At 61.9% G+C, this 26,572-nt stretch carries 34 protein-coding genes, 1 other RNA gene and 1 pseudogene; 14 read left to right on the forward strand and 22 right to left on the reverse strand.

The window, feature by feature from the left end; translation table 11 throughout:
• The first annotated feature begins 11 nt into the window (after positions 1-11).
• Positions 12-452, forward strand: coding sequence for a hypothetical protein (locus tag NKI24_RS13450; RefSeq protein ID WP_352471235.1), 441 nt, complete (start codon positions 12-14; stop codon positions 450-452).
• Positions 453-521: 69 nt separating this feature from the next.
• A complete protein-coding gene (locus tag NKI24_RS13455; protein WP_352471234.1) occupies positions 522-836 on the forward strand; it encodes a hypothetical protein in 315 nt (104 codons plus the stop codon).
• A gap of 3 nt (positions 837-839) precedes the next feature.
• Here the strand turns inward: NKI24_RS13455 and msrB are convergent, their stop codons facing one another.
• The 7 genes from msrB to NKI24_RS13490 form a co-directional block, all read right to left on the reverse strand.
• Positions 840-1,244 (reverse strand): peptide-methionine (R)-S-oxide reductase MsrB, encoded by a 405-nt coding sequence (gene msrB, locus NKI24_RS13460; RefSeq protein ID WP_352745881.1) that lies wholly within the window; start codon positions 1,242-1,244, stop codon positions 840-842.
• A 109-nt stretch (positions 1,245-1,353) separates the two neighbouring features.
• A complete protein-coding gene (locus NKI24_RS13465; protein WP_352745884.1) occupies positions 1,354-2,175 on the reverse strand; it encodes an MBL fold metallo-hydrolase in 822 nt (273 codons plus the stop codon).
• Positions 2,176-3,366, reverse strand: a complete 1,191-nt coding sequence (locus NKI24_RS13470; RefSeq protein ID WP_352745887.1) for a vWA domain-containing protein — start codon at positions 3,364-3,366, stop codon at positions 2,176-2,178. It abuts the gene before it with no gap.
• Positions 3,367-3,375: 9 nt separating this feature from the next.
• Positions 3,376-3,780, reverse strand: coding sequence for a type II toxin-antitoxin system HicB family antitoxin (locus NKI24_RS13475; RefSeq protein ID WP_254816428.1), 405 nt, complete (start codon positions 3,778-3,780; stop codon positions 3,376-3,378).
• Between the two features lie 9 nt (positions 3,781-3,789).
• Positions 3,790-3,984: a type II toxin-antitoxin system HicA family toxin gene (locus NKI24_RS13480; RefSeq protein WP_126104508.1), complete on the reverse strand. Its 195-nt coding sequence runs from the start codon at positions 3,982-3,984 to the stop codon at positions 3,790-3,792.
• Between the two features lie 61 nt (positions 3,985-4,045).
• Complete coding sequence (locus NKI24_RS13485; protein ID WP_352745888.1) at positions 4,046-4,492, reverse strand: GNAT family N-acetyltransferase; 447 nt, start codon at positions 4,490-4,492, stop codon at positions 4,046-4,048.
• A gap of 117 nt (positions 4,493-4,609) precedes the next feature.
• Complete coding sequence (locus tag NKI24_RS13490) at positions 4,610-5,449, reverse strand: AAA family ATPase (protein ID WP_352450856.1); 840 nt, start codon at positions 5,447-5,449, stop codon at positions 4,610-4,612.
• A 176-nt stretch (positions 5,450-5,625) separates the two neighbouring features.
• Here NKI24_RS13490 and ssrS point away from each other — a divergent pair.
• The 6 genes from ssrS to NKI24_RS13520 all read left to right on the forward strand — a co-directional run bounded on the left by ssrS (position 5,626) and on the right by NKI24_RS13520 (position 8,863).
• A non-coding RNA gene (gene ssrS / locus NKI24_RS13495) (6S RNA) lies at positions 5,626-5,781 on the forward strand.
• Between the two features lie 141 nt (positions 5,782-5,922).
• A complete protein-coding gene (locus NKI24_RS13500; RefSeq protein WP_352742958.1) occupies positions 5,923-6,510 on the forward strand; it encodes a 5-formyltetrahydrofolate cyclo-ligase in 588 nt (195 codons plus the stop codon).
• 81 nt (positions 6,511-6,591) lie between these two features.
• Positions 6,592-7,416: a TIGR00282 family metallophosphoesterase gene (locus tag NKI24_RS13505; RefSeq protein ID WP_023678036.1), complete on the forward strand. Its 825-nt coding sequence runs from the start codon at positions 6,592-6,594 to the stop codon at positions 7,414-7,416.
• A 70-nt stretch (positions 7,417-7,486) separates the two neighbouring features.
• Positions 7,487-8,254 (forward strand): TerC family protein, encoded by a 768-nt coding sequence (locus NKI24_RS13510; protein ID WP_352450854.1) that lies wholly within the window; start codon positions 7,487-7,489, stop codon positions 8,252-8,254.
• Positions 8,255-8,307: 53 nt separating this feature from the next.
• Positions 8,308-8,595, forward strand: coding sequence for a BrnT family toxin (locus NKI24_RS13515; protein WP_352450853.1), 288 nt, complete (start codon positions 8,308-8,310; stop codon positions 8,593-8,595).
• Positions 8,576-8,863 (forward strand): BrnA antitoxin family protein, encoded by a 288-nt coding sequence (locus NKI24_RS13520; RefSeq protein ID WP_352450852.1) that lies wholly within the window; start codon positions 8,576-8,578, stop codon positions 8,861-8,863. Before NKI24_RS13515 ends, NKI24_RS13520 begins: the two co-directional genes overlap by 20 nt.
• Before the next feature lie 42 nt (positions 8,864-8,905).
• Here the strand turns inward: NKI24_RS13520 and NKI24_RS13525 are convergent, their stop codons facing one another.
• Genes NKI24_RS13525 through NKI24_RS13540 form a run of 4 tightly spaced genes read right to left on the reverse strand, consistent with a single transcriptional unit; the run spans position 8,906 to position 10,725 of the window.
• Positions 8,906-9,373 carry an SRPBCC family protein gene (locus tag NKI24_RS13525; protein ID WP_352450851.1) on the reverse strand — a complete coding sequence of 156 codons (468 nt, stop codon included), beginning with the start codon at positions 9,371-9,373 and terminating at the stop codon, positions 8,906-8,908.
• Between the two features lie 30 nt (positions 9,374-9,403).
• Positions 9,404-9,766, reverse strand: coding sequence for a VOC family protein (locus NKI24_RS13530; protein WP_023678033.1), 363 nt, complete (start codon positions 9,764-9,766; stop codon positions 9,404-9,406).
• 55 nt (positions 9,767-9,821) lie between these two features.
• On the reverse strand, positions 9,822-10,214 hold the full coding sequence (locus tag NKI24_RS13535) for a VOC family protein (protein WP_352450850.1): 393 nt from the start codon (positions 10,212-10,214) through the stop codon (positions 9,822-9,824).
• A gap of 28 nt (positions 10,215-10,242) precedes the next feature.
• Positions 10,243-10,725: an SRPBCC domain-containing protein gene (locus NKI24_RS13540; protein ID WP_352450849.1), complete on the reverse strand. Its 483-nt coding sequence runs from the start codon at positions 10,723-10,725 to the stop codon at positions 10,243-10,245.
• 51 nt (positions 10,726-10,776) lie between these two features.
• Here NKI24_RS13540 and NKI24_RS13545 point away from each other — a divergent pair, with 51 nt between their 5' ends.
• The 3 genes from NKI24_RS13545 (at position 10,777) to NKI24_RS13555 (ending at position 12,395) form a co-directional block, all read left to right on the forward strand.
• Positions 10,777-11,100 (forward strand): ArsR/SmtB family transcription factor, encoded by a 324-nt coding sequence (locus tag NKI24_RS13545; RefSeq protein WP_023678030.1) that lies wholly within the window; start codon positions 10,777-10,779, stop codon positions 11,098-11,100.
• 237 nt (positions 11,101-11,337) lie between these two features.
• The gene (locus tag NKI24_RS13550; protein WP_023678028.1) at positions 11,338-12,087 is read left to right on the forward strand and encodes a YebC/PmpR family DNA-binding transcriptional regulator; all 750 of its coding nucleotides are present in this window, start codon (positions 11,338-11,340) and stop codon (positions 12,085-12,087) included.
• Entirely contained in the window at positions 12,084-12,395 is a 312-nt protein-coding gene (locus NKI24_RS13555; RefSeq protein ID WP_352450848.1) for an Rdx family protein, read from the forward strand. The genes NKI24_RS13550 and NKI24_RS13555 overlap by 4 nt, the downstream gene beginning before the upstream one ends.
• Positions 12,396-12,421: 26 nt before the next feature.
• Here NKI24_RS13555 and NKI24_RS13560 read toward each other — a convergent pair whose 3' ends face one another.
• Positions 12,422-12,901, reverse strand: coding sequence for an anthrone oxygenase family protein (locus NKI24_RS13560; RefSeq protein ID WP_352450847.1), 480 nt, complete (start codon positions 12,899-12,901; stop codon positions 12,422-12,424).
• A 133-nt stretch (positions 12,902-13,034) separates the two neighbouring features.
• On the opposite strand from NKI24_RS13560, the gene NKI24_RS13565 reads away from it, so the two are divergent.
• On the forward strand, positions 13,035-13,676 hold the full coding sequence (locus NKI24_RS13565; protein ID WP_352450846.1) for a TetR family transcriptional regulator: 642 nt from the start codon (positions 13,035-13,037) through the stop codon (positions 13,674-13,676).
• A gap of 69 nt (positions 13,677-13,745) precedes the next feature.
• Here the strand turns inward: NKI24_RS13565 and rpmE are convergent, their stop codons facing one another.
• On the reverse strand, positions 13,746-13,967 hold the full coding sequence (gene rpmE, locus NKI24_RS13570) for a 50S ribosomal protein L31 (RefSeq protein ID WP_352450845.1): 222 nt from the start codon (positions 13,965-13,967) through the stop codon (positions 13,746-13,748).
• Between the two features lie 204 nt (positions 13,968-14,171).
• On the opposite strand from rpmE, the gene NKI24_RS13575 reads away from it, so the two are divergent.
• Positions 14,172-15,974: an ABC transporter transmembrane domain-containing protein gene (locus NKI24_RS13575; protein ID WP_352450844.1), complete on the forward strand. Its 1,803-nt coding sequence runs from the start codon at positions 14,172-14,174 to the stop codon at positions 15,972-15,974.
• A gap of 118 nt (positions 15,975-16,092) precedes the next feature.
• On the opposite strand, the gene NKI24_RS13580 is transcribed toward NKI24_RS13575, so the two are convergent.
• Together NKI24_RS13580 and NKI24_RS13585 are read right to left on the reverse strand one after the other, a co-directional pair.
• Positions 16,093-18,120 carry a DUF3857 domain-containing protein gene (locus tag NKI24_RS13580; protein ID WP_352745897.1) on the reverse strand — a complete coding sequence of 676 codons (2,028 nt, stop codon included), beginning with the start codon at positions 18,118-18,120 and terminating at the stop codon, positions 16,093-16,095.
• Positions 18,121-18,326: 206 nt separating this feature from the next.
• On the reverse strand, positions 18,327-19,811 hold the full coding sequence (locus NKI24_RS13585) for a carboxypeptidase M32 (RefSeq protein WP_352745900.1): 1,485 nt from the start codon (positions 19,809-19,811) through the stop codon (positions 18,327-18,329).
• Between the two features lie 184 nt (positions 19,812-19,995).
• Here NKI24_RS13585 and NKI24_RS13590 point away from each other — a divergent pair.
• Positions 19,996-20,337 (forward strand): annotated as a pseudogene (locus NKI24_RS13590) (DUF1304 domain-containing protein).
• A gap of 78 nt (positions 20,338-20,415) precedes the next feature.
• Here the strand turns inward: NKI24_RS13590 and NKI24_RS13595 are convergent.
• The 7 genes from NKI24_RS13595 to NKI24_RS13625 form a co-directional block, all read right to left on the reverse strand.
• Positions 20,416-20,814 carry a hypothetical protein gene (locus NKI24_RS13595; RefSeq protein ID WP_352683346.1) on the reverse strand — a complete coding sequence of 133 codons (399 nt, stop codon included), beginning with the start codon at positions 20,812-20,814 and terminating at the stop codon, positions 20,416-20,418.
• A 264-nt stretch (positions 20,815-21,078) separates the two neighbouring features.
• Positions 21,079-22,110, reverse strand: coding sequence for a peptidoglycan -binding protein (locus NKI24_RS13600; RefSeq protein WP_352683348.1), 1,032 nt, complete (start codon positions 22,108-22,110; stop codon positions 21,079-21,081).
• Position 22,111: 1 nt separating this feature from the next.
• Complete coding sequence (locus NKI24_RS13605; protein ID WP_352471212.1) at positions 22,112-23,137, reverse strand: MotA/TolQ/ExbB proton channel family protein; 1,026 nt, start codon at positions 23,135-23,137, stop codon at positions 22,112-22,114.
• 115 nt (positions 23,138-23,252) lie between these two features.
• On the reverse strand, positions 23,253-23,960 hold the full coding sequence (gene trhA, locus NKI24_RS13610) for a PAQR family membrane homeostasis protein TrhA (protein WP_352742970.1): 708 nt from the start codon (positions 23,958-23,960) through the stop codon (positions 23,253-23,255).
• Between the two features lie 99 nt (positions 23,961-24,059).
• Positions 24,060-24,860 (reverse strand): inositol monophosphatase family protein, encoded by an 801-nt coding sequence (locus NKI24_RS13615; protein WP_023678017.1) that lies wholly within the window; start codon positions 24,858-24,860, stop codon positions 24,060-24,062.
• Between the two features lie 82 nt (positions 24,861-24,942).
• Complete coding sequence (efp, locus tag NKI24_RS13620; protein WP_023678016.1) at positions 24,943-25,509, reverse strand: elongation factor P; 567 nt, start codon at positions 25,507-25,509, stop codon at positions 24,943-24,945.
• Between the two features lie 138 nt (positions 25,510-25,647).
• Complete coding sequence (locus NKI24_RS13625) at positions 25,648-26,505, reverse strand: LysR family transcriptional regulator (protein WP_352745905.1); 858 nt, start codon at positions 26,503-26,505, stop codon at positions 25,648-25,650.
• Positions 26,506-26,572: the final 67 nt, after the last annotated feature.

The following is a 26,572-nucleotide window of genomic DNA, read 5'->3' on the forward strand; positions in this document are numbered from 1 at the left end:
GGAATCCAGCCATGAGTGAATTCGACTTCGGCGCCCACCGCGCCTCTGAATTCCGCCAACGCAGCTTCTGGACGCTGTTCGCGGAACGGCATCCGGATGAAAGGGCTCTGTTGGCGAGGCGCGGACCGTGGTTCTGGCAGCGTGGGCTGCCCGATTTCGCATTGGTCCTTTCCATGTATGTCGCGCCTGCGCACAATCATGTCGGCGTCTTCTTCGGCCGCAACGAGAAGTTCGGTGCCACGCAAGCCTGGTCGCGGTTGAAGCCGTTCCAGCCGGCCATCGAAGACAGGCTGAAGCTCAGGCCAGAACAAAGTTGCGACGGCCTCGGCATCAATTCGATGTGGCGGGTGAATTGTTTTGCCGAGGACAATTGGCCGGCGATGACCGACTGGCTGGTGACGGAAGCCTCACGTTTCGAGCGCGCGATTGCCGACGTTCTGGGTCAGGAATAAAGCAGGGTTTCCAGACGCAATCCTTGTGGAAGGGTTGCTCTGGTGCGCAGCCAGGGAGCCGATCGATCGATGACGATCATGTCGCGCGTTGCCGCCTTCTTCCGCTCACGCTGGTTCGGCGGCGTGCCGCTCGATCGGCTGTTCTGGCGCGACCTGGTCGTTGTCGGCACAGCGATCAACGTCGCGTCGTCGGTGGGGGCGCTCATTCTGCTAGGATTGAAGCTGCCGCTTGCGCTCGTCCTGGCGGTGCATTTCGCGCCGGTGCCCTACAATATCTTCCTGACCTTTGCCGTTTGGCGAACTGCCGGAAAATCGAGTGGCGTCATGGCCTCGCTGATGACGCTTGGCGCCACGTTGTGGCTGATCCTGGTGGTTGTGGCCTGACGATCAGGCGGCCGGCGCGAATTTGAGCGCCACGCCGTTGATGCAATAGCGCAGACCGGTCGGTGGCGGGCCGTCCTCGAAGACATGGCCGAGATGGCTGCCGCAGCGGGCGCAATGGCATTCGGTGCGGACCATGCCGTAGCTGCGGTCGACGGTGGTCTCGACCGAACCCCGCACTGGGTCGTTGAAGCTCGGCCAGCCGGTGCCGCTCTCGAATTTCAGCTTGGATTCAAACAAGGGCTGGTCGCAGCCGACGCAGGAGAAGGTGCCGGCGCGCTTCTCGTGCAGCAGGGCGCAGCTTCCCGGCCGCTCGGTGCCGTGGTTGCGCATCACCGCATATTGCTCGGGCGTCAGCCGGGCGCGCCATTCGGCATCGGTGCGGGTAACGGGGTAGGTGCGGCTGTCCATTTTTTCCTCTTAGCTTATGTCGCTATTTGGGTTGCCTTCGCAACTTCGCCTGAAATAGGCATTTGTTACGGCGTTTGCTCGTATTTCCTATCCTGCTGCGAAGAATCCCTCAGGCGATGGCGGCGAGATAGCGCGCAACCGATGCTGAAAATGCTGCCTTTGCATCTCGGATGACGTTCTGGTTCCACCATGCGCCGTAGATATGGTCGAACGCGAAAGGCTCCAGCGCGGCCTTGATGCCGAGCACTTTCGTCGCGTTGAGCGGGATATAGTTCGGATAGCTGTACATGAAGCTGACATGACGGCGGGTCGGCGCCACCTGCAGGATGTCGCCGGCCAGGATGGCATTGCCGCGGTCGCGCTTCCAGTGCAGTACCTGGCCACCGGCAAAGTGGCCGCCGCAGCGGATGAGCGTCAGCGACGGGTTTATGGCGCGCATCTCGCCTTCCCAACTGATGATTGCCGGATGCGGCCGCATGATCCACGGACGATCATCGGCGTGCAGATAAATCGGCACGCCGCCAAACGCCTCGCTCCACTCGACCATTGCCGAATAATAATGGCAGTGCGAAATGGCGATGGCGGCCAGGCCGCCCCGGCGGTTGATCTCGGCCACCGCCTCGTCGCTGACCATCGAGATGCAGTCCCACAGCACAGTGCCGTGCGGCGTTTGCGCCAGCAATGCGCGCTGGCCGATAGCGAAGCGTGGCTCGATGCCGAAGGCGAGCACGCCGGCATCATCCTTGATCACGACCCGATGGCCGGCGGCGAGCTCTTCCGGCGTGGTCCAGGCCTGACCTTCCCAGCGCACATATTGCCGCTCGTCCTCGCAGATCGGGCAATGTCGCGGCGGCGTCGCTGTCGCCGCGAACTGGACACCGCATTGCAGGCAAAGGAAACAGGTCGACCGTCCTGTTTTGCGTGGATCCATTCAGTGCTTCCTTGAAAGTTGCTTCGTCGCGGCTTCGAGGCCGGCGAGCGTCAGCGGAAACATGCGGCCGCCAAAAATATCGCGGATCATGGCAATCGAATGGGTAAAACCCCAGTTCTTCGCGTCTTCCGGATTGAGCCAAATGGCGTTCGGCCATTGCTGCAGCAGCCTGCCGAGCCAGACGGCGCCGGGCTCCTTGTTCCAATGCTCGACCGAGCCGCCGGGTTGAGCGATCTCATAGGGGCTCATCGAGGCGTCGCCGACGACGATCACCTTGTAGTCGGGGCCATATTTATGGAGGAGATCGAAGGTCGGAATCACCTCGGCATGGCGGCGGCGATTGTCCTTCCACACGCCCTCGTAGAGGCAGTTGTGGAAATAGAAATATTCGAGCTGGCGGAACTCGGCGCGGGCGGCCGAAAACAGCTCCTCGACGCTCCTGACATGGTCGTCCATCGAGCCGCCGACATCGAAGAACATCAGCAGCTTCACGGCATTGCGACGTTCGGGTTGTGTCTTAACGTCAAGATAACCGTGCTCGGCGGTGGCGTGGATGGTGCCGGGCAGGTCGAATTCCTGTTCGGCGCCTTCGCGCACCCAGCGGCGCAAGCGCTTCAGCGCGACCTTGATGTTGCGGGTGCCGAGTTCGACGGCGTCATCGAAATTCCTGAACTCGCGTTTGTCCCAGACTTTTACCGCGCGGCGGTTGCGGCTTTCGTGCTGGCCGATGCGCACGCCTTCGGGATTGTAGCCATAGGCGCCGAAGGGCGAGGTGCCGCCGGTGCCGATCCATTTCGAACCGCCCTGATGCCGGCCGTTTTGCTCCTCCAACCGCTTCTTCAGCGTCTCCATCAGCTTTCCGAAGCCGCCCAGCGCCTCGACCAGCTTCTTCTCCTCATCGGTCAGGTGCTTTTCAGCGAGCCTCCGCAGCCATTCCTCCGGGATGTTTGCGACATCGACCGCGTCTTCGTCAGTCAGCGCCTCGACACCTTTGAAGATGTGCGAAAAGACCTGGTCGAAGCGGTCGATGTGGCGCTCGTCCTTCACCAGAGCGGCGCGGGCGAGATAGTAAAAGCCCTCGACATCATAGTCGACCAGCCCGGCCTCCAGCCCCTCCAGCAGCGACAGATATTCGCGGAGCGAGACCGGAACCCGCGCTGCCTTCAGTTCGAGGAAGAAGGGGATGAACATGGTCCGACTTTATCTGTGTCCCTCGATCTTCTCCCGTGCGGCGCTGGCGATAAAGGCGGAACGCGTCAGACCACGCCGACCCGCTTCTTCGTCGATTGCCGCCAAAAGACCTGCGTCGAGCGACAGATTGGCCCGGACAGGCCGTCCGGAATCGATCAGCACAGGGATCATCACGGCGGATTCACCGGCAGCGCTATCGACTTCGCCCAGTCGGAGCAGATCTGCCACAGTGCGCGCCGCGGGCAAGGGCAAGTTCTTCGCCATTCGTGTCTCTGCCCATTCGCGAACGGCAGAAGTCGCATCGGCTATCGCCTCTTCGGGACTTGCGCCACCGCCGTGACATCCGGGAAGATCAGGCACCCGCACTCCCCAGACTTCATCTGCGCCGTCAAGAATTCCGACATAGTGCGTCATGATTCGTCCTTAAATCCATCCAGCAAGCCGGGCGATCGACCGCGCAACACCCAGAGATTGTTCGCGATGCCGCGGCACGATAATCATGATCTCCGGCCTTTCCGGATGCTCGTACTTCTCGTGTTTGCCGCCGCCTACGTTCACCCAGCCGTCACGTAAAAGCCTCGTGACAATCTTGCGCGTGTTGGTCTCGATCAGCGGCACTGTCGCCCCTGATCATGCGCAATATATTGCGCACAGGTGATTATTTCAATCGTTGGCTTCATCATAGCAGATCGTACTCGATGAAGCCGGTCCGCCGCGCCACGTGGTCGTAGAGCTTGCGTGCCGTGGTGTTGGTTTCGTGGGTCATCCAGTAGACGTTCTTGACGCCGATCTTGCCGGCTTCCTGCTTGACCGCTTCGATCAGGGCGGCGCCGACGCCCTTGCCGCGTACATCGGGGTCGGCGAACAGGTCCTGCAGATAGCAGTTGTTTATCTGCGACCAGCAGGAGCGATGGTAGAGATAGTGCGTCAGGCCGACGGCCTTGCCGTCGAGGGTGGCGATGAAGCCTTTCGGCTCGAACTCGCCCGCCGTGAACAGCCGCTTCCAGGTGACGGAGTAAACCTCTTCCGGCAGCTTGGTTTCGTAGAAGGTGAGATAGGCGGTCCAAAGACGCCGCCAATCGGCGTGGTCAGATTGCGCCAATGGGCGGATGGTGATCTCGGTCATTTCGTTTCCCTCTGAAGTCGGCAACCTGAAGCTGCCTCCGTGCCCGGCTAGAGGCAACGGTCCAGCACCGGGAAAGCGCTGTCCGGTGACTTCGTGGGCTTCCGGCCGACCGGCCCCTCATCCCTGCCGTCTCGCCATGAAGGCCAGGCGCTCGAACAGGTGCACGTCCTGTTCGTTCTTCAGCAAGGCGCCGTGCAGCTTGGGCAGCACGTTCTTCGGGTCGGCGCGCAGGTCCTCGGGCGCGATCTCGTCGGCGACCAGCAGGCGGATCCAGTCGAGTGCCTCGGAGGTCGACGGCTTCTTCTTGAGGCCCGGCACGTCACGGATTTCATAGAATTGCGTGAGTGCGGCGCGCACCAGGTTCTGCTTGATGCCGGGATAGTGCACGTCGACGATTTTGTGCAGCGTCTCGACGTCGGGAAAGCGGATGTAGTGGAAGAAGCAGCGGCGCAGGAAGGCGTCCGGCAGCTCTTTTTCGTTGTTGGAGGTGATGATGACGATCGGCCGGACGGTGGCACGGATGGTCTCGCCGGTCTCGTAGACGAAGAACTCCATCCGATCCAGTTCCTGCAACAGATCGTTGGGGAACTCGATATCGGCCTTGTCGATCTCGTCGATCAGAAGCACGACTTTCTTGCCGGCAGCAAAGGCGTCCCACAGCTTGCCGCGCTTGAGGTAATTGCGGATGTCGTTGAAGCGCTCGTCGCCGAGCTGGCTGTCGCGCAGCCGCGAGACGGCATCATATTCATAAAGGCCCTGCTGCGCCCGCGTGGTCGATTTGACATGCCATTCGATCAGATCGAGGCCGAGCGCCGCCGCCACCTGGCGGGCAAGTTCGGTCTTGCCGGTACCGGGCTCGCCCTTGACCAGCAACGGCCGCTCGAGCGCGATCGCCGCGTTGACCGCCACCATCAGATCCTTGTCGGCGACATAGGCTGCCGTGCCTTCGAAACGCATTTTTGCTCCCGGGTTCATCGCGCGACCCTAAGGACGCGGCCTTCGCGGTGCAAGGCGCTGCTGGTAAAGCGGGGATCTTGCCGGCGCGACCCTCGTCGAGCGGTTCTGCGTCGATTTAAGACTCGAAACATGTCGTCTCTCTGGCGCTTGGTCTGCCGTCTGCCTATATTGGCGGAGACGGTCTGCGCTTCCCGGCAGGAGAACATTTTCCCCGGGGCCTTAATGATCCCTAGGGAGCTGTCCCTGGGAAGACCCGTGGGTTTTCTCATACGGCGCCCACCTACTTTGTAGGTTCCCGGGATCGCTCTCTCCACCGGTTGTGTGGATCGTCACCTATCGAAAAGACCATCTCTGGCGGATCTTGTCGTCGCGCCGCTTTGTGGGGTGCTCTCACGAACGAAAAGTTCGCCCCGCTCCTCCAAAACGTCGCTCGTAAAACTCCATCCAAATCTGACCTTTTCTAACGTCGGCGCATGACATCCCCAAAAGACCTGAAAAAAAATCTCCGCAACCAAGCCCTCGGGCGCCGCGACGCGCTCGATCCTTTCTGGCGGGTGGAGGCAGCACTCGAAATGGCCGAGACGGCGCGCGACCGGATCACGGTCGAGCCGGGCCAGATCGTCTCAGGCTTCTGGCCGATGCGCTCGGAAGTCGACGTCCGGCCGCTGATGTTTGCCTTGCGCGAGAAGGGGGCAAGACTCTGCCTGCCGGCCATTCTGGACAAGACCACCATCGTCTTTCGCGAGCTGGTGCGTGGCGCGCCGATGATCGACATGGGGTTCGGCACCGTCGGGCCGCACGAGGAAGCCGAGGTACTCGACCCCCAGCTCATGCTGGTGCCGCTCGCCGCCTTCGACGCGCGCGGCCACCGCATCGGTTACGGCGCCGGCTATTACGACCGGGCGATCGTGCGGCTGGCCGACAAGGGACAGCAGCCGCGGCTGATCGGCATTGCCTTCGACTGCCAGGAGGTGGCCCTGGTGCCGGACGAGCCGCATGACGTGATCATTCCGGAAATACTCACCGAGAGCGGGTTGCGCCGCTTCGCGCCGAAATTGTAGATAAGTTCCTGGACGCATGGTCTTTTGCGAAAGTCATGCAGCTTTTTGCTTCGCTGACCTTCGGTTCGGGATCACGCTTATATGAGACTTCTCTTCCTCGGCGACATGGTCGGCAAGACAGGACGTACGGCGGTGTGGGAACAACTGCCTGGCCTGATCTCGGATTTCAAGCTCGACTTCGTCATCGTCAATGGCGAGAACGCCGCCGGCGGCTTCGGCATCACCGAGGAGATTTTTCGCGAGACGATCTCGGCCGGCGCCGATGTCGTCACCACCGGCAACCATGTCTGGGACCAGCGCGATGCGCTGATTTTCGCGCCGCGCGAAGAGCGCTTCCTGCGTCCGTCCAATTTCCCCAAGGGTACGCCGGGGCGCGGCTCAGGCGTCTACATCGCCAGGAACGGCGCGCGCGTGCTGGTCGCCAACATCATGGGCCGGGTGTTCATGCATCCCGAGCTCGACGATCCGTTCCAGGCCGGCGAGCGCGAACTTGCCGCTTGCCCGCTTGGCGAGCAGGCCGATGCGATCGTCATCGATTTCCATGCCGAGGCGACCTCGGAAAAAATGTGCTTCGCTCATTTCGTCGACGGCCGTGCCAGCCTTGTGGTCGGCACCCATACGCATCAGCCGACCGGCGATCACCAGATCCTCAATGGCGGCACCGGTTATATTTCCGATGCCGGCATGTGCGGCGATTACGATTCCTCGCTCGGCATGGACAAGGAGGAGCCGCTCAACCGGTTCTTGTCCAAGGTGCCGAAAGGCCGCTTCGAGGCATCGACCGGACCGGCGACATTGTGCGGCGTCGGCGTCGACATTTCCGACCGTAGCGGCCTGACCGAACGGATCGCGCCGTTTCGCCGCGGCCCGCGGCTGGAGGAAACGGCTCCATCCTTCTGGTCGTGACATTGATATAGACGCTTGCAATACCCAATTGCCGGCGAAACTGCTCTAGATCGTAGAGGGGACGACCTCCATGCAGCTAGTCGAATTCCTGGCGCCGCATTTCGCCTTTGTCTCCGACCCGACGGCATGGGTCGCGCTGCTGACGCTGATCGTGCTGGAGGTCGTGCTCGGCATCGATAATCTGATCTTCATCTCGATCCTGACCAACAAATTGCCGGTAGCGCAGCGGGCCCGCGCCCGGCGGCTCGGCATCTCGGCCGCGCTGGTGATGCGGCTGATCCTGCTGGCCACCATCTCGATCATCGTCCAACTGACGACGCCGATATTCACCGCCTTCGGCCACGGGTTTTCATGGCGCGACCTGATCCTGATCGCCGGCGGCCTGTTTCTCGTCTGGAAGGCGACCAAGGAGATCCACCACACGGTCGATCTCGATGATCACCAGGACACCATGATGGGCGAGACATTGCAGCTGTCGCTGGCCGGCGCGATTTTCCAGATATTGCTGCTCGACCTCGTCTTCTCGATCGACTCGATCATCACCGCCGTCGGCATGACCGACGAAATCGCGATCATGTACATCGCGGTGATCGTGGCGGTGAGCGTGATGATGCTGGCGGCCGGGCCGCTGGCCGATTTCATCGCCAGGAACCCCAGCATCGTCATGCTGGCCCTCGGCTTCCTGCTGATGATCGGCACGACGCTGATCGCCGACGGCATGGGTTACCACGTGCCGAAAGGCTACATCTACGCCGCCATGGGTTTTTCGGCACTGGTCGAAGGGCTCAACATGCTGGCGCGGCGGCGGAAGAAGGCAAAGGGCGGGGGCGGGCATTGACTTGACTCTTACAGAATTGTGCGTACAATTTTGTAAATAACGGTGCCGCCATATTGCGATTTGAATGGGATCCCGAGAAGGCCAAGCGCAACCGTGCCAAGCATGGTGTTGAGTTCGATCTCGCCAAAGATGTCTTCAAGGATCCGCTTCATCTGATTGTGCCTGACCGGTTTGAAGATGGCGAGCAAAGGTGGCATGCGATCGGGATGATCCAAGGGCTGGTGGTACTGCTCGTTGTTCACACTTATCCCGATCTCGAAGATGAGGAACGAATTCGGATTGTCGGTGCCCGGAAAGCAACGCCGCATGAAAGGAGGCGCTATGAGCAGGAAGGAACTTAGCCAAGATCAGCGCAACCAGCTCGCCAATTTGGCAGATTTGCCTGACAGCGAAATTGACACGTCCGACATTCCGGAAACTTCGGCCGAGAATTGGGTTCATGCTCGCCGAGGGCACCTCTACCGGCCACTAAAGCAGCCGGTGACCATTCGGCTTGACGCTGATGTGCTGTCCTGGTTCAAGGAGCATGTCGAAGGCGGTGGCTATCAAACGGAGATCAACCGCGTGCTCCGCCGTCATGTGCTAGAGCAGGAAAAGCGGCGTTCCTGAGCATTCGCGGTCTGTTGCCAGCCGATCTTGGCTCGCCGTTGCTTAATTTGCTGGAACGCCCTTCGGATGACGGTCGCCGATCAGGCCGAGCATCACGCCTTGCTCCAGCCACGCCTTGGCGCCGGCGAGCACCAGCGCAAAACCGCCGGTCGAGCCGATCGCCTGCTTGACCTGCTCATCGGGGCTACCGACAAAGCCGAAATTGCGGACCTCGACAAAGGTCGTGCCGCCCGGCATCTCGGTAAATGTCAACACCACCGTGGTCGGCGGATCGCTCCATTGCATGACGATCTTCTTGTTATCGACGATCTCACTGACATTGACCGTCGTCGAGACGCCATACATGCGCCATTCCCAACTGATTTCCTTGCCGCTGTCCAACCTGTCGCTGCCATGGGTGAACCAGAATTTCGTCGTGATCGCCGGATCGACGAAGGCTTCGAATACGTCGGCGACCGGCCGCCTTATCAGCATGCCGGCTTCGGCGGTCGGTGTTTCACGGATTTTCATAGCGTCCTCCTTTCCACGGCGCCGCCCTGTTCACCAGGCATCGGGTTCGCGTACGAGGTGAATGATGTTGGCCGGATTGGTGATCCAGCCGCCGCGAAAGCCTTCACCCAGTGCCTCGATGGCATCGCAGCGCACGACGCCGGCCTCGGCGAGATGCTCCGCAGCGGCCGGAAAATCATCGGTGAACAGTTCCAGCCAGATCTCGGCCTGGCTCATCATCGGCGCCTCGTCGATCCACAGTCGATTGGGACCGAGTTCGAACCCGACGGCCGGCGATTTGGCCGTGAATGGCTTCAGGCCGATGACGTCGCGATAGAAGGCGATCGTTGCCTGGTATTGATGCGGCGGGACCTTCATGGCGATGTTGATGCCGCCGGTGATCTTCGCGGTCATTTGCTGACTCCATTGCCGTGTTCAGGTTCGATTGGCCGGTTCGGTCCAGAACTCGCTATGCCAAATTGATTTGCCAGGAGACTCCGAACCTGTCGTTGAGCCATGCAAACCGGCGGCTGAAACCATAATTGTCCAGCGCCATCAGAAATTTGCCGTCCTTGGCCAGAGCCTCGACAATGTCGTTCAGCTCTGCCTCCGTGGAGCAATTCACATACAGCGAGACCGACGGCGTGAACGTGAAGGCATGGTGCACGGGGCTGTTGTAGACCATCACTTCCAGACCGCTTATGGACACGCGCGCCAGCTTGACCGTTCCTTCCGGGCCGTCTTCGCCGGAGCCGTAACGTGTGATGTCAAGGACGCTGCTGTCGGGGATCGTCTCGCAATAGAAGGTCATTGCCTCTTCGGCCTTGCCCTCGAACATCAGAAATGGCGTCACTTGCTTCATCGCAGGCCTCCGTCATCTTGGTGGCTTTTCAGATGTTGTTCTCGTTGGCCGGCTCGCCCTTCATCTCGCTGCGGTAATAGCCGTCGCGCAGATTGATGCCGTATTCGACATAGGCCTTCATGCAGGCCAGCATCTGCGACCAGCCCTCGCAATTGAGGTAGGACTTCTTCAGGCCGACCGCGTCCTCGTGCCAGCCGGTTTCGGCGATGGTGACAAAGGTGCCGCCATCGTCGAGCGGTTCGAAATTCATTTCGATGCGGGTCTTGTAGGTCGGCTTGCCGTCGGCGTCGGTGGCATCCCAGCGCAGCACGATGCGGCTGTCTTTCTTCACCTCGTCGACCTCGACCGGAACCTTGCCCCACCAGATGACGGTGGCGCCCGCCTCCAGCAGTGCGCTGGCGCCGCCGATCGTGGTGAAGTAGCCGCTGAGTTTCTTCGGATTGACGACCGCATCGAAGACTTCGGCGACGGGTTTGCCGATGCGGCCAGAAACCCTGAATCCAAGAGACATATCCACAGCTCCTTCCTTGAATGGCTCAAGGATATGTTATAGAAATATAACATGTCAAGCCAATCGCGAGACGACAATGTTTTCAAGGCGCTGGCGCATCCGCGCCGGCGTGCGTTGCTGGACCGGCTGAAGGATGCGCCGCAGACCACCGGCATGTTGTGCGATGCCTTCCCCGACATGGACCGCTGCACGGTCATGCTGCACCTGAAGGTGCTGGAGGAGGCCGACCTGGTCGTGGCGCGGCGCGAGGGGCGCGAACGCTGGAACCATCTCAACGCGCTGCCGATCAAGCACATCCACGACCGCTGGATCAGTCAATATGCCACGCACGCGATCAGCATCCTCGACCGGCTGAAATCCGATCTTGAGGGATGAAAGGTTTGCCGAAGCCTGCCGATTTTCGGATCTTGAAACCCTTGCGTGCCGGCAGCAATGGCGCGGCTGGACGAATTGAGCCGATTTATCTATAAGCCGGCCATTCCGACAGCGAGCGCCGTCCGTCCGTCAGGGACGCAGCAGGACGTTCTGAAATTTTGAATTCGAGCATTTTGCAAGATGCCGGGTGGTTCACCAGGCGGCAGATGCTCTAGCCGAGAAGATGACAGGGGTGCCATGGCTGGCCATTCACAGTTCAAGAACATCATGCACCGCAAGGGCCGCCAGGATGCGGTGCGGTCGAAAATGTTTTCCAAGTTGGCGCGCGAAATCACCGTTGCCGCCAAGAGCGGCACGCCCGATCCATCGATGAACCCGCGCCTGCGCCTTGCGGTGCAGAACGCCAAGGCGGTGTCGATGCCGAAGGACAATATCCAGCGCGCCATCAACAAGGCGTCGATGGGTGATGCCGAGACCTACGAAGCCGTGCGCTACGAGGGATACGGGCCAGGCGGTGTCGCGCTGATCGTCGAGGCGCTGACCGACAACCGCAACCGCTCGGCGTCGAATGTGCGCGCTGCCTTCACCAAAGCCGGCGGGGCGATGGGCGAGACCGGCTCGGTGTCGTTCATGTGGGACCGCGTCGGCGAGATCTACTATCCGGCATCGGCCGGCAGCGCCGAGAAGGTGATGGACGCGGCGATCGAGGCCGGTGCCGACGACGTCCAGTCGGACGAGGAAGGCCACACGATCTACTGCGCTTTCGAGAATCTCGGCGAAGTGTCGAAGGCGCTGGAAGGCGCGCTTGGCGAGGCTGAATCGGTGAAGCCGATCTGGAAGCCTCAGACCAATATCGCGGTCGACGAGGAGCGGGCGCAATCGCTGATGAAGCTAGTTGCGACGCTCGAGGACGACGACGACGTGCAGAGCGTCTACGCCAATTTCGAGGTCGACGAGGAGACCTTGGCGAAGCTCAGCGCGGCATGATCCAAGACACGCTGCCCACCGTCCGCATCACCTATTGCACCCAGTGCCTGTGGCTGCTCAGGGCCGGCTGGATGGCGCAGGAGCTGCTGTCCACCTTCGGTACCGATCTCGGCGAGGTGACGCTGGTGCCCGGCACCGGCGGCATCTTCACCATTTCCTGCAATGACACGCTGGTCTGGGACCGCAAGCGTGACGGCGGTTTTCCCGACGCCGCAAAGCTCAAGCAGCTGGTTCGCGACGTCATCGATCCGGATCGCGATCTCGGCCATGCCGATCGCAAGGGCCATAAGCCAAAAGATCCTGCCTGAAGGCCTTTTACGCTTCCGTCCTGCATTCACCGCCATGCGAAGATGAGGCAGCCCAGCGCCACGATGGCGGAGATGGTGCGGACATGATTCCACATCACCCAGTCCTTGAGATAGGTGGCCCACACGGCGGCGCCGTTGGCGCTTGCCGGATCGACCGCAGCCAGGGCGTTGTTGAGCGGCACGTTGAACATCATCGTCACGATCGGATTGCCGACGACATAGATCAGGGCGCCGGCGAGAAGCCAGAACGAACCCGGTTGGCTCCAGCCGATAAGAGCGCCGGCGGCGAGGACAAGACAGACCAGCCCGGTGCCGAAAAGTGCGGTCATGAATGCCGGCGTGATCACGGTGATGTTGATCGAATTCATGGCGGCGATGCCGCCTGCGGCAGGCAAGCGGGCGAGCGCCGGCACGATAAAGTTGGAGAAGGCGAAGAAAACGCCGCCGACAACGCCTGAGCCAATGGCAGCGACGAAGGTGAGGGTGGGAAGCAGTTTCATGATCATGTCAGTTGCTCCGGTTTCGGGGTTCGAGCAATTTGATTGGCGTGGCGTTTAGAAAATGTGAGCGATCCTCATATTTGCAAAACGTGATAAACCCTCGTATTTTGTCAGTCAAGCCATTTTTCTGGAGACAGTCATGGAAGGCACCGCTGCACCGGGTTCCCGCAATGAGCAGACCGCATCGCCGCGCCGGGCGCCGAGCCAGCAGCGCAGCCGCGAGCGGGTCGAGCGGATGCTGGCCGCCGCCTCGGCGCTGATCGCCGAGCAAGGCAGCGACGCCATGCGCATGGGCGAGGTGGCCGAGAGGGCCGGCGTGTCGATCGGCTCGCTCTACCAGTTCTTCCCCGACAAGCGGGCGCTCATCTGGGCGCTGGCCGAACGCTACACCGCCGAAAGCCAGGCCTGCATTGCCGCGGCACTGGCGGAGGTCAGTGACGCCGACGGCCTGCGCCGGGCATTTTCGGAACTGGTGAATATCTACTACGGAATGTTCCTGGCGGAGCCGGTGATACGCGACATCTGGTCGGGCACGCAGGCCGACAAGGCGCTACGCGAACTCGAGCTTGCCGATAGCCGGGCCAACGCCGAATTCCTTACAGCCGTGCTGAAACGGCTGCGGCCATCCGCCGATCCGGAAGCGCTGGAAACGACGGCGTTTCTCATCTGGCAGATGGGCGAGGCCGCAATGCGGCTGGCGATCTCGGTCGGGCGGCAAGAGGGCGACCGGCTGGTTGCCGCCTACAAGCGTATGGCGCTGCGCGAGCTGGTCGGCGAATAGGGCCGTATTTTCGCAATAAAAAACCCGCCACGAAGGCGGGTTTCTCGATCTGCGAAACGCCAATGCGGCTTAGAGGCCGAAACCTTCGAAACGCTTCTTGAACTTCGACAGGCGGCCACCGCGGTCGAGCAGGGTCTGCTGGCCGCCAGTCCAGGCCGGATGGGTGGTGGGGTCGATATCGAGGTTCATCGTATCGCCTTCCTTGCCCCAGGTCGAACGGGTCATGTATTCGGTGCCGTCGGTCATGACGACCTTGATGGTGTGGTAGTCGGGATGAATATCGTTCTTCATGGGTCTGTTCCTGGCTTGCCGGGTGCTGCCGACGGGCTAAAGCCTGCGTCGATGCGCCCCTTTTTAAAACTCGAAGCCGCAGCTATTGAGGAGCCACGGTTTCTAAAACGGTCGGCGAGCCTATACATCAGCCGGAATTGAATCACAAGGCCGCGGCAAGCGCATATTGATGGCGCAAGCCTCATAGGGCCAAAGGAAACGGTCATGGCGAACATCAGCGGCGATGCAGACGAGCGCAGGCGCTCGCTGAGGCCGCTGCAGCGCCTGTTTCCCTACATTACGCATTACCGCAAAATGGTCATCGGCGCGATCGTCTCGCTGGCCGTCGCGGCGGCGACGACGCTGGCGCTGCCGCTGGCCGTGCGGCGGATGATCGACCACGGTTTTTCCGCTTCCGATTCCAGCTTCATTGCCGAATATTTCGCCATGCTGGTGGTGATGGCCGCCGTTCTGGCGGCGGCGTCGGCCAGCCGCTACTATTTCGTCATCACACTCGGCGAGCGCGTCGTTGCCGATATCCGCCGCGATGTCTTTGCCCACGTCACAACGCTGTCGCCATCCTTTTTCGACACGGCCCAGTCGGGCGAGATCGTCTCGCGGCTCGCCGCCGACACGACACAGGTCAAATCGGCCGTCGGTGCCACCGCCTCGGTGGCTTTGCGCAACGTCATCCTCGGCCTGGGCGCCGTGGCGATGATGGTCTTCACCAGCCCAAAACTGTCCGGCCTGGTCATCGCGGCCATTCCGCTGATCGTGCTGCCGCTGGTCGCCTTCGGCCGCTCGGTGCGGCGCAAGTCACGGCTGGCGCAGGATACTCTGGCCAATGCCACCGCCTACGCCAGCGAGCAGATCGGCGCGGTGCGCACCCTGCAGGCCTTCACCAACGAGAAGCTTGTGACCGGGTATTTTTCGTCCGCCGTGGAAGCAGCGTTCGAAGCGGCGCGGACCTCGATCTTTGCCCGCTCCTTTCTCACCTTCGTCGCCATCTTCATGATCTTTTCCTCGGTCGTGGCGGTGCTGTGGTTCGGTTCGCGCGACGTGCTCGACGGCACGCTGTCGCCGGGCACGCTCGGTCAATTCCTGCTCTATTCGGTGTTCGCCGCCGGCGCGCTCGGCGCCCTGTCGGAGGTCTGGGGCGAACTGTCCCAGGCAGCGGGCGCTGCCGAACGGCTGACCGAGATCCTGGCCGAGAAACCCGCGATCCAGGCGCCCGCCGATCCGAAGCCGCTGCCGGCAAAGGCGAGAGGCGCGATCAGCTTCGACGATGTCTCCTTCTCCTATCCGGCCCGGCCCGACCGCGCCGCCGTTCATGGCCTGAGCTTTCAGGTCAAACCCGGTGAGACGGTGGCGATCGTCGGGCCATCCGGCGCCGGCAAGAGCACGGTGTTTTCGCTGCTTCTGCGCTTCTACGATCCGGAGGCCGGCAGGATCGTCATCGACGGGGTCGATCTGCGCGAGGCCGATCCGGCGGCGATCCGCGCGCGCATCGCCATCGTGCCGCAGGACGTCACCATCTTTGCCGCAAGCGCGCGCGACAATATCGGCTTTGGCCGGCCTGGCGCCAGCCAGGCCGAGATCGAGGCGGCGGCGAAGGACGCGCTTGCCGACGAGTTCATCCTGAAACTCGAAAAGGGCTATGACAGCCAGGTCGGCGAGCGCGGCGTGACGCTGTCGGGCGGCCAGCGCCAGCGCGTGGCGATCGCCCGCGCCATTTTGCGCGATGCGCCCATCCTGCTGCTCGACGAGGCGACCTCGGCGCTAGATGCCGAAAGCGAGACGCTGGTGCAAACGGCGCTGGACCGGCTGATGAAGGGCCGCACCACGATCGTCATCGCCCATCGGCTGGCAACCGTGCTGAAGGCCGATCGCATCCTGGTCATGGATGGCGGCCGCATCGTCGAGGAAGGCACGCATCAGAGCCTGGTCGCCAAGGGCGGCATCTATGCGCGGCTGGCCAAGCTGCAGTTCGATACCGGGGCGAATGCTTTCAGGGGTGCGGCCGAGTAGCATTGCTCCATCCCGATGAAATCGGGATGAGGCTCCATCTTCTTGTTTGGCCATGATCTTTTCCGAAAACCGGCATCCACTTTTCGGGATCATGGTGCCCAGCGGCGGCCGAGATTCTTCAGCTACCGAAAGCTCGGCGTTTGCCGCGTCGATAGGCGATGAACAGGGGAACGCCGACAAGCAACGACAACAAAAGCATGCTGGCGACGGTCTGTCGCTGCTCCTTTGCCGGATCGCTGAGCTGCACATCGGCAGGCGGCTCTTCATAGGTAAAATCGTACTGCCAGCGAATTTGGTCTGCGAGGTCATCGACGGTTTTCAGATAATCGGCAATCGCCTTGGCCGGTACTTCAGTCGCCAGCGTCTGAAAGTTCCATTCAACTTGCAATTCGGTGGGCGTGTTGGACCAGGATGCCTTGAGAGACAGATAGGGCGTCACGACGTTTTTCATCGACTCGCCGGAAAACCTCGCCTTGAGGTTGCGCACGGTCACCTTGTGGCGGCGGTAGAACTGGGGGCCGAGGGAGACGGGCCCGGTTCGGTCGACGATTGTCGGGGTTGGAAGAGAGTTGTTGCCGAGATCGGCCGCGCGGATCGGGAAATTCTTTGCCAGATCGTTGGCCGCCAGCGCCTCCGCCGGCAAGCGATAACTTTCCTTCACGCTCACTATGTTGCCGTCGCGGCGATCCACGATTTCCGGCTTGGCGATGGTTTGGATGCCCGGATATTGCTTGTTGTAGTATTTCAGGTAGGCGTCCGACACCTCGCTCAGCGACCGGCTGGCGAAATTGCCGCGCATCCAATCGGCATCGGCGTCCTCATATGTCGAGAAGACCGTCAGCACGAGGGGATCGCCCGGTTTCCGCGGAAAGTCGAATTCCTCGGCGATCTGGATCGATGGGCTGCTAAGCACAGGGCTCGGCATCTTCTCCAACCCGCCGGTGCTGGAAAGCGGCAGCGCGAAGCCGTAGTCCGGCTGTGCGAGATTGTGCGCCCTGCCGCCCTGAAGATAGTTCGTGGCGTCCAGCCAATATGTCTTTGCTCCGATCCTTGCCTTGACGATGGCATGGTCGAAATCGCGGAGCGCCGGCAGATGCTGGTCCAGGGCCCGTCCCTCGTCGAGATCGGCCAAGGCGACCTCGGCAGCAATGCCAAGCCGCACAAGCGACGAAACCAGCAGCAGGGCCTTGTCCTTGCAGTCACCGAACCCGCTCAGGATAACCGTCGCGGGATCACGCGGAACGTAGGAACCGGCACCCATCGACAGGCTTACATAGCGGATCTGGTCCTGCACCAACCGCATTGCCTCGACCATCCGGTCTTCGGGCACCGGATGCCGCAGAGCGATGTCGTCGAGCTTTGCGGCAAAAGCCGGGGGAAAAACGGTCGCTGGCTTGTAATAGGGCGCAACGGCATCGACCACACTTTGCCAATTCGCGGTAGACGCGACATCGATGGAGCCCCAGCCTGGATAGGTCACGGGCAGGTTGTCCTCGACATTGACCGGTTTCGGGTTTGGAACTTCCCATAGATAGGTGGTGTCCGGCCCAGTCGGGGAGATTGACGGCTTAAGTCGGGTTCCCCTTGTCTTGATCTGGAGCGGCTGGCCCGAAGGCCAAATGATGCTTGTGCGGATAAGCGCTACCGGCTCTTCCCATTCGGTGGAGAAATTCTTGAAGAAAAGGTCCTTGCCGACCAGCGGCGTTATCTCATAGGTCGACCCGTAGTCGACGATGTCGCCGGCACGCACGTCATCGATGTTGACATGTGCTGTCAGCCAGCCGTCGAAGACGCCTTTCTCGGCGTCTCTTTCCCTGCGGAAGATGTCGAATTCGACGCCTTCCAGCCGGTCCAAAACGGCACCATAGCGGATGATGTGAAGATGGTTGAGCGTGACCTTGTGCCGGGACGGATCGAACTGCAGATCGATACTCGCGCCACGATCCAGGCCGGGACGGTCGACGATTTTATAGACGGTGCGCGAGTACTCGACATAGCCGCCGGCGCGATGCTTGATCTGGTCGTCCGAGAGCAGCCATGAAACGCCATTCTTGATTTGATCCGATCGGGTGGGATCGGCAGCCGGAATATCAAGCTGCTTTACCCAGCTTTCTGCCGGACCCTTGAGAACCATGTCGTCGGACATGGCCGGAGAACTCAGGCCGATCAATAAGATGAAAAATACCAAGCGGAGCCAGAAAGACTTCATCCTATGAAAACTGTAACAGACAGACATCTACGCTCGCCCAACTTGGAAGAACTCCTTTTTCAGAGGCTTTCCCACCAAAGTAAAGGCCAGTTTCGCGGATTTCTGCAGTCACCGCGGCAAGAACCTGGAATAGACGAAGCGGCTCAGTTCCCGTACCGCTTCTTCAGATGGTCAGTGAAATGTGCGGCATCGAGCTTTTCGCCGGTAGCGCGTTCGAGCAGTTCCGGTGTCGACCAGCGCGAGCCTTGCGACCAGATCCTTTTGCGGCGCCAGTCGTTGATTGCGGCGAAATCTCCCTTGGCGAGGTCTTCGTCGGCTGAAGGATGATCCCTGGTCAGCGCCGCCCATTGCTGCGCCGCCATCATGGCGCCCAGCGTGTAGGAGGGGAAATAGCCGAAGGCGGCACCCGGCCAGTGGACGTCCTGCATCGGACCGTCAGCCGGATTGTCTGACGTCGACAGGCCGAGATAATCGCGCATCTTGGCATCCCAGGCTTCGGGTAGGTCGGCTGCTTCCAGCCGTCCCGAGACAAGCTCCTGCTCCAGCTCGTAGCGCAGGATGACGTGCAGCGGATAGGTGACCTCGTCGGCATCGACGCGGATCAGGCCGCGCTCGACCCGATGTACATGCGCCAGGATGTCGTCGATCGTCCAGCTCTCGCCGAGGTGTCTTTCGACCACCGGCAGCGCCCAGCGCCAGAATTCTGGATTACGGCCGATCTGCTTTTCGACGAACAGGCTCTGGCTTTCATGCACCGCCATGCCGCGCGCTCTGCCCAGAGGCCAGTGCGCCCACGCCTTCGGCAGGTTCTGCTCGTACAGCGCATGGCCGGTCTCGTGCAGCACGCCCATCAGCGCCGACAGGAAATCCGAGGTCTTGTAGCGGGTGGTGATGCGCACGTCGCTCGGCACGCCGCCGCAGAAGGGATGGTGCGAAACCGACAGCGAGCCGTGGGTGAGGTCGAAGCCGACCGCCGCCATCATGGCGAGGCCAAGCTCGCGCTGCTTGTCCAAGGGGTATCTGCCGGAAAGCGGCTTCAGCGGATGTTTCGCCAGCCGCTCTTCCTGCACGGCCAGTGCCTCCGGCACGAAGCCTTTCAGGAAGGTCTTCAACTCGACAAACACAGGCGTGATGTCGGCGGCGCGATTGCCCGGGTCATATTGCTCCATCAGCGCGTCGTAAGGCTCGAGCCCGAGCACCTCGGCGCGAAGGGCCGCCTCCTCGCGGACCAGCGCCACGACGCCTTCGAGCGCCGGTAGGAAACCCGCCCAGTCGTTCTTGGCGCGCAGGTCGCGCCAGAGCTGCTCGGAGCGCATGCGCGCGGTCGTCTGGCGCTCGACGAACTCGACCGGCAGGCAGGTCAGGTTGGTGTGTTGCCGGCGGAACTCCCTGACCGCGGCCTGCTGCTCTTCGTTCAGCGCTTCCTGCTCGGCCGCCGCGATCCAGTCGGCAATCTCCGGCGCAGTCGCCCGGGCATGGTGCATGCCGGCAAGCGCCGACATTGCCTCTGCGCGCTTCTCGCCGCCGCCGACCGCCATATGGGTCGCCTCGTCGGCGCCGAGGATGGCGAGGGCGTGTTCCAGCGCTTCGAGCTTGTGGCCGAGGTCGTCGAGTTTTTGAAAGGACATTGTGGGTTCCGCTGATTTGACGGCGGGAAAAGATACCAATGCAAAACTGTTGGCAACCCCGAAAGCCGCCCGCGACCGACGCATTGACTGCCGGCCGCAACGGTCGAAAGGCATCTCGCGGAAGCGGTGGCGTGCGTGATCAATGTCGTCCGGCGGCGGCAGACCGCGATGGGGGAGACGAAACATGATCGCCAATGTGCTGGTCGGGCTGGTGACCGTGATCCACCTCTGCATCGTCTATCTGGAGATGGTGCTGTGGGACACGCCGCGCGGCCATATGGTATTCAGGCTGACGCCGGAATTCGCCAGTGCATCGAAAGTGCTCGCGGCCAATCAGGGCTTTACGACGGCTTTCTCGCAGCCGGCCTGACCTGGGGCTTTACCTCGGCGAAGCCGGTTTTCAGTAGTCTTCTTCTTGCTCTGCGTCGCCGTCGCCGGCCTTTACGGCGGCAACGGCGGGCGCAAAATCCTGTTCATCGAGACAGTGCCGGCAGTACTGGCGCTGATTGCGCTGGCGTTGGACTAGCGCATGATCCCTGAACCGAAAGCTGGAAAAGGATCATGCGCAAATCAATTGCCACAGCGCCCGGCACTGCGGCCGATTTCAACCGCCTGGATAAGTTGGGCCATAGCCGTTGGGATAGTATCCGCCATCGGCGCCGTTGCCGATGAGGAAGGCACTGCCGGTGTCAGCGCGCAGCTTTTGGCTGATATCGTCGAGCTGCGCCATCAACTGCTGATATTGCGTGCTCGGCATCGTTCCACGGCGGGCGGCCCTCTGGGCGGCCCGATCGAGTTGAGCGACCTGCGTGCGCAAGTCACGTGCCTCGCCCGGCTCGAGCTTGTTCGCCCGGATGGCGCCCTGGATACCCGTCTCCACACTCTGGATCTGATTGATCAAGGCCGTCTCACGCGGGCCGGCGTAAGCGCCAGCAAACGGAACGGCGAGGAGAAGTGTGGCGAGCGTAGCAGTCCTGAGATTCCTGGGAGCGAAGAAGCGCATGGTTGCGTCTCCTTTACTGGGGAAGGCGGTGGTTGGGAGGGTTCTGCCTTCCGGCCGCGGGCCGTCAGGTTCCGTCGCGTCGCGATGAGCGGTTCCACCGCCGGCGGTTCTCGGCCCATGACCAAGGCTAAAAGGCCATGGCGGCAAAGTGTAATTAAAAAAAGGTAATTTTTTCAGTTCTTGCCGCTGCCGCACCAGTGCCCTAAATGCCGCCGACTTGAGCCGGCTCGACCTGGCGCATGATACAAGCCAAAGGCTTGCAGATCACCGCTCGGTCAGCTTCAACTCGATGCGGCGGTTCTTGTTGCGCGCCTCTTCGGTATCGGCGGGGTCGAGCGGCTGGAATTCGCCGAAGCCGGCCGCGACCAGCCGGTTGGCTGGCACACCGTTCTCGATCAGGAACTTGACCACCGATGTCGAGCGCGCCGTCGACAATTCCCAATTGTCGCGGTAGCGGCCGGTGCCGGAGAGCGGCTTGTTGTCGGTGTGGCCATCGACGCGCAGCACCCAGTTGATCTCCGGTGGGATTTCCTTTTGCAATTCGATGATAGCATCGGCAAGCTTCTTCATCTCGAGCTTGCCGGCATCGTTGATCACCTCGGAGCCGGTCGGGAAAAGCACTTCCGACTGGAAGACGAAGCGGTCGCCGACGATGCGGATGTTCTCGCGGTCGGCAAGAATTTCACGCAAGCGGCCGAAGAAATCGGAGCGGTAGCGGTTTAGCTCCTGCACGCGTTGCGCCAGTGCGACATTGAGGCGGCGGCCGAGATCGGCGATCTTGGTGTTGGATTCGCGGTCGCGCGTTTCGGACACGTCGAGCGCTTGTTCGAGCGCTGCGATCTGCCTGCGCAGCGCCGAAATCTGCTGGTTGAGGATCTCGACCTGGCTCAGCGCCTGCTGGCTGATCTGGCGCTGGCTGTCGAGTTCGCCGGAAAGTGCCGTCGCGCGCTGGTTGGCGGCATCGCCGGCACCAGCGCCTTGCGCCAGCAATTGCTCGAGCCGGCTCTTTTCCGCCTCCGATGCAGACAGCGATGCCTGCAAATTGGCAAGGGTGTCCTCCTTGTCCTGCGTCGTCGAGCGCTCCAGCGCCAGAAGCTGGGTCAACTCGTTGATCTGCGAATTGAGGCGGTTGAGCACCGTGTCCTTGCCGGAGATCTCGCGGCCGAGCAGGAACTGCGCCAGCACGAAAACAGTCAGCAGGAACATGATCGCCAACAGCAGCGTCGACAGCGCATCGACGAAGCCCGGCCAGTAATCGATGCGGCGGTCGGAGCGCCGGCCTCGTGCCAACGCCACGTCAATGCACTCCAGGCTTCTTCAAGGCGTCGGCGATCTTCTCCAGGGTGTTGCGCATCGCCTTCTGCTCGTCCGACTGGGCCTCGACCCAGTCGCGCATGATCTGCTGTTCCGAGCGCATGTTCTTGACCAGGCCGGAAATGCCGTCGGCGAGATTGGCCATGGCGGTGGCGACGCGCGGATTGGAGCCGCCGCCATTCTCCTGCAGAGTGCGCAGCTTTTCCGACAACAGCCGGATTTCCTCGGAGGGTTCGGTCTTGGCCGTGTCGGCAACGACGATGTCGGAGGACAGGTCGGTGACCGAGGACAGCCAGTTTTCGAGTTCGGTATAGAAGCGCGTCTGGGCGCGGCCGGCCTGCAGGTCGAGGAAGCCGAGCACCAGCGAGCCGGAGAGGCCGAACAGCGAGGACGAGAAGGCGGTGCCCATGCCGGCCAACGGAGCGGAAAGCCCCTGCTTCAGGGATTCGAGCACGGCCGCGGCATCGCCGGTGCCGGGGTCGAGCGACTCGATGGTTTCGCGAATCGAGCCGATCGTGTTGAGCAGGCCCCAGAAAGTGCCGAGCAGGCCGAGGAACACCAGCAGTCCGACAAGATAGCGCGACGTGTCGCGGCTTTCGTCGAGCCGGGTGGCGATCGAATCCAGCATGGTGCGCATCGAACTGGTCGAGAAGGCAATCGTCGAGGAGCGGCCGATCATCGCCTTCATCGGCGCCAGCAGCACCGGTTCGGTGGTTTCGGAGCCGGCGCGGAACGAGTTGACCCAGCGCACCTCGCGGAACAGCCGGCCGACCTGGACGAAGGCCAGCAGGATGCCGACCGCCAGCACGCCGATGATCAGGCCGTTGAGGCCGGGATTGGTGACGAAGGCGGTCGAGATCTGGCGGGTCAGGATGGCGGCGATGAAGGCCACGATGAACAGAAAGATCACCATGGTCAGCAGAAACACCTGCGGGCTCGACAATTTGTGCGGGTCGTAGATCAGAACGTCGGAGCGCCTGCCCATGCCGAAGGATCTGAGAAGAGTCATCCGTGCCCCGTTTCCGATGCCGTCGCCGCCGATCAATTTGTGTTTGCGACTCTAAACGGAATTGTGACGAAATTGAATGGCGCTTGGCAATATTGCCACTGTCCGCGACCGGAGGTCAAAGCCGGTGGATGACCAGGCAGTCGACCATGGCGGCCAGATGCAGGCCGGCGCCGGTGACGACAAAGCCATGCCACAGCGCATTGTGGAAACGCAGGCCCTTCCAGGCGAAGAAGATCACGCCACAGGAGTAGACGATGCCGCCGGCAACGATGAGCGCGATCGATGTCGCCGGCAGCGTCCGCACGAGCGGCTCCACCAGAACGATACCGCTCCAGCCGATGGCTAGGTAGAAGACGATCGCCAGCCGGTCGAAACGGCCGGGAAGAAAGACCTTGATGGCGATGCCGACCGCCGCGGCGGTCCAGACCAGCACGATCATGGAAACGGCCAGCGGCGAGCCGCCGAGCTGGGCCAGGAAAGGCGTGTAGGTGGCAGCGATCAGCAGATAGATCGCGGCATGGTCGAAACGCCGCAATATCCATTTTGCCGGCGACGACACCGGCCAGACATTGTAGGCCAGCGAAACCGACAGCACGGTGAGCAGCGAGACTACATAGAAGGCGGCGGCGACGTATTCGCCGGGGCCGGTTCGATAGGCGGCCAGTGCCAGCAGTGTCGAGCCGGCAGCGATCGCCAGCACGATGCCCACGGCGTGGACAATGCCGTCGGCGATGATCTCGGCGCGCGAGTAATGCCAGCGCCCCATAAAGGGAATGTCGAGCTGGGAGAGTTCGCTCTGGGGTTGGGGCCGGCTGTTCGTCATCGATGATCCTGCGCCACCTTATCTGGGCGGCCGCGGGACAGTATTTCAAGCTTTGGTTGCGGTTTTGCGACTGCGGCGGTTCAGCGCGGCGTGCCTCTATCAGCCGGCTGAGAGTGGCCTTTTGATAGTCTTCAACAGCGCGCGCTGGATGAGTTCGTTGCCGGCGACGAGTGAACCGGCGTTCAGCACATCCTGTCCCCCGGCGAAATCGGAGACGAAACCGCCCGCCTCGCGGATCAGCAAAATGCCGGCGGCGACATCCCAGGCCGACAGGCCGGTTTCCCAGAACCCGTCCATGCGGCCGGCGGCGACGTAGGCGAGATCGAGCGAGGCGGAGCCGAGACGGCGGACGCCAGAGACCTCGGCCATGACATTGCGCAACTCGATGAGGAAATTGCCGTGCTGGCCACGCCCGAGATGCGGCATGCCGCAGCCGATCACCGCATCGACCAGCTTGGTGCGGCCGGCGACGCGCAGCCGGCGGTCGTTCATGAAAGCGCCGCCGCCGCGCTCGGCGGTATAGAGCTCATCCATCGCCGGATTGTAGACGACGCCGGCGACGATCTGGCCCTGGCGCTCCAGCGCGATCGAAACGGCAAAGAGCGGAATGCCGTGCAGGAAATTGGTGGTGCCGTCGAGCGGGTCGACGATCCAGCGGTGCTGGCCGTCGTCGCCCTCGATCACGCCGCGTTCCTCCATCAGGAAGGCGTAGCCGGGCCGCGCCTTGGAGAGTTCGGCAAAGACGATGTCTTCGGCCTTGCGGTCGGCCTGGCTGACATAGTCGCCCGGCCCCTTCATCGAGACCTGCAGGTTCTGCACTTCGCCGAAGTCACGCGACAGCGAGCGGCCGGCCTTCATTGCGGCCTGGACCATGACATTGAGGATCGCGGAACGCGCCATTGCTGTTCTTCCTGTCGCTGCGCCTATTTGCCTTGACGCATGATCTTTATCCAAAAAGTCTGCAACTCTTTGGGATCACGCCTTAGTCGGCGCGGCGCACGTAAGTGATTTCGTTGGTATCAACGATGATGCGCTCGCCCGAGCCGATGAACGGCGGCACCAGCACGCGGATGCCGTTTTCGAGTATCGCCGGCTTGTAGGACGAGGCTGCCGTCTGGCCCCTAACCACCGGGTCGGCCTCGGTGATGGTCAGCGTCACCTGGTCGGGCAGCGAAATGCCGATCGGCCTTTCGTCATAGAGCTGGACCGTCACCATCATGCCGTCCTGCAGGAAGGCGGCGCGATCGCCGACGAACTCCTTTTGCAATTCGAGCTGCTCGTAGCTTTCGGTGTCCATGAACACCAGCGCGTCGCCCTGCTCGTAGAGGAAGGAAAAATCCTTCAGATCGAGCCGGATCTGCTCGACCGTCTCGGCCGAACGGAAGCGCTCGTTGAGCTTGGTGCCGTTGATCAGGTTCTTGAGTTCGACCTGGTTGTAGGCGCCGCCCTTGCCGGGCTTGACGGTGTTGGTCCTGACCGCCACCCAAAGGCCGCCATCATGCTCGATGACGTTGCCGGGACGGATTTCGTTGCCATTGATCTTGGCCATGGTGAGGTGATCCGGAAATGAGATGATCGCCGCAAAGGGCAATTTGGCGCCTCCAAGACCACAAATCGCCAGCAGAGGCAAGGAGCGCCTTCCGATGAAGCGGGAACGAAGCTGGCCCGGCAGCGCGGCGTGGTGGCCTCAGTCCGCCCTGACAGTCGCGGTGACGGCCTCGGTCACCGCGTCGGCGACCTCTCTCAAAAGATGCAGGTGCGGCGAACGCAGCACGACAATTCGCAGCGACAGCTCGAGGCCGGGAGCGTCGACCAGGGCAATGCCCTCAGGCAGCTTTTCCCGCAGCAGCCGCCTGGGCAGCAGGCCAAGGCCTTGGCCTCGACGAACCCAGTCGATCTGCAGCGCGCTGTCCTGAATCTCGGCGCCGACCATCAACCTGTGGCCGCCCTCGGCCAGGGCAGCCGCCAGCCGCCGGCGCGCGTCGCAGGGTTCAGGGCTGAGGACCCAGGGCATGGTCTTGACGTCGGCTTGCCGACTGGTGTTTTCGGCAGCGATGATGCCGAGGGCCTCGGTTCCGACAACGCCGTCTCCAGGTTTGGAATTGCTGCCGTCCAGGATGAAGGCGAGGTCGAGCTGTCCGCGCTTGTGCTGGTCGGCCAGCTCAAGACTCCATCCGCTCTTCAGACGCAGCGAGACCTTCGGAAACCGCGCCACGGCATCACCGATGGCAGCGGCCACGGCTTTGTCGCAAAGTCCATGCGCGAGGCCGAGCCGCAGCAGGCCCTCCGGCTCGTCGCCCTTGGCGAATGATCTCAGCGCGTCGACGGCGGCGAGAATGTCCTTGCCGCGTGCCAGCACTTCTACGCCGGCCGGGGTCAGTCGCGACGGCTTTAGCCGGCGGTCGAGCAATTCCGTGCCGAGCATCTCCTCCAGCCGCTGGATCTGGCGGGTGACGGCCGGCTGCGTCAACGGCAGGCGTTGCGCCACCTTCTGAATCGAACCCTCCTCGGCAAAGAGGGCCAGTGTTTTCAGTTCTTCAAGCACGACACACCCGAACATGTCATAGAAGCATAATTATGCTGAACATTATGAATTTGAAATCCGGTGGATG

The sequence above is a fragment of the Mesorhizobium sp. M0701 genome (assembly GCF_040320365.1).
GTDB lineage: Bacteria > Pseudomonadota > Alphaproteobacteria > Rhizobiales > Rhizobiaceae > Mesorhizobium.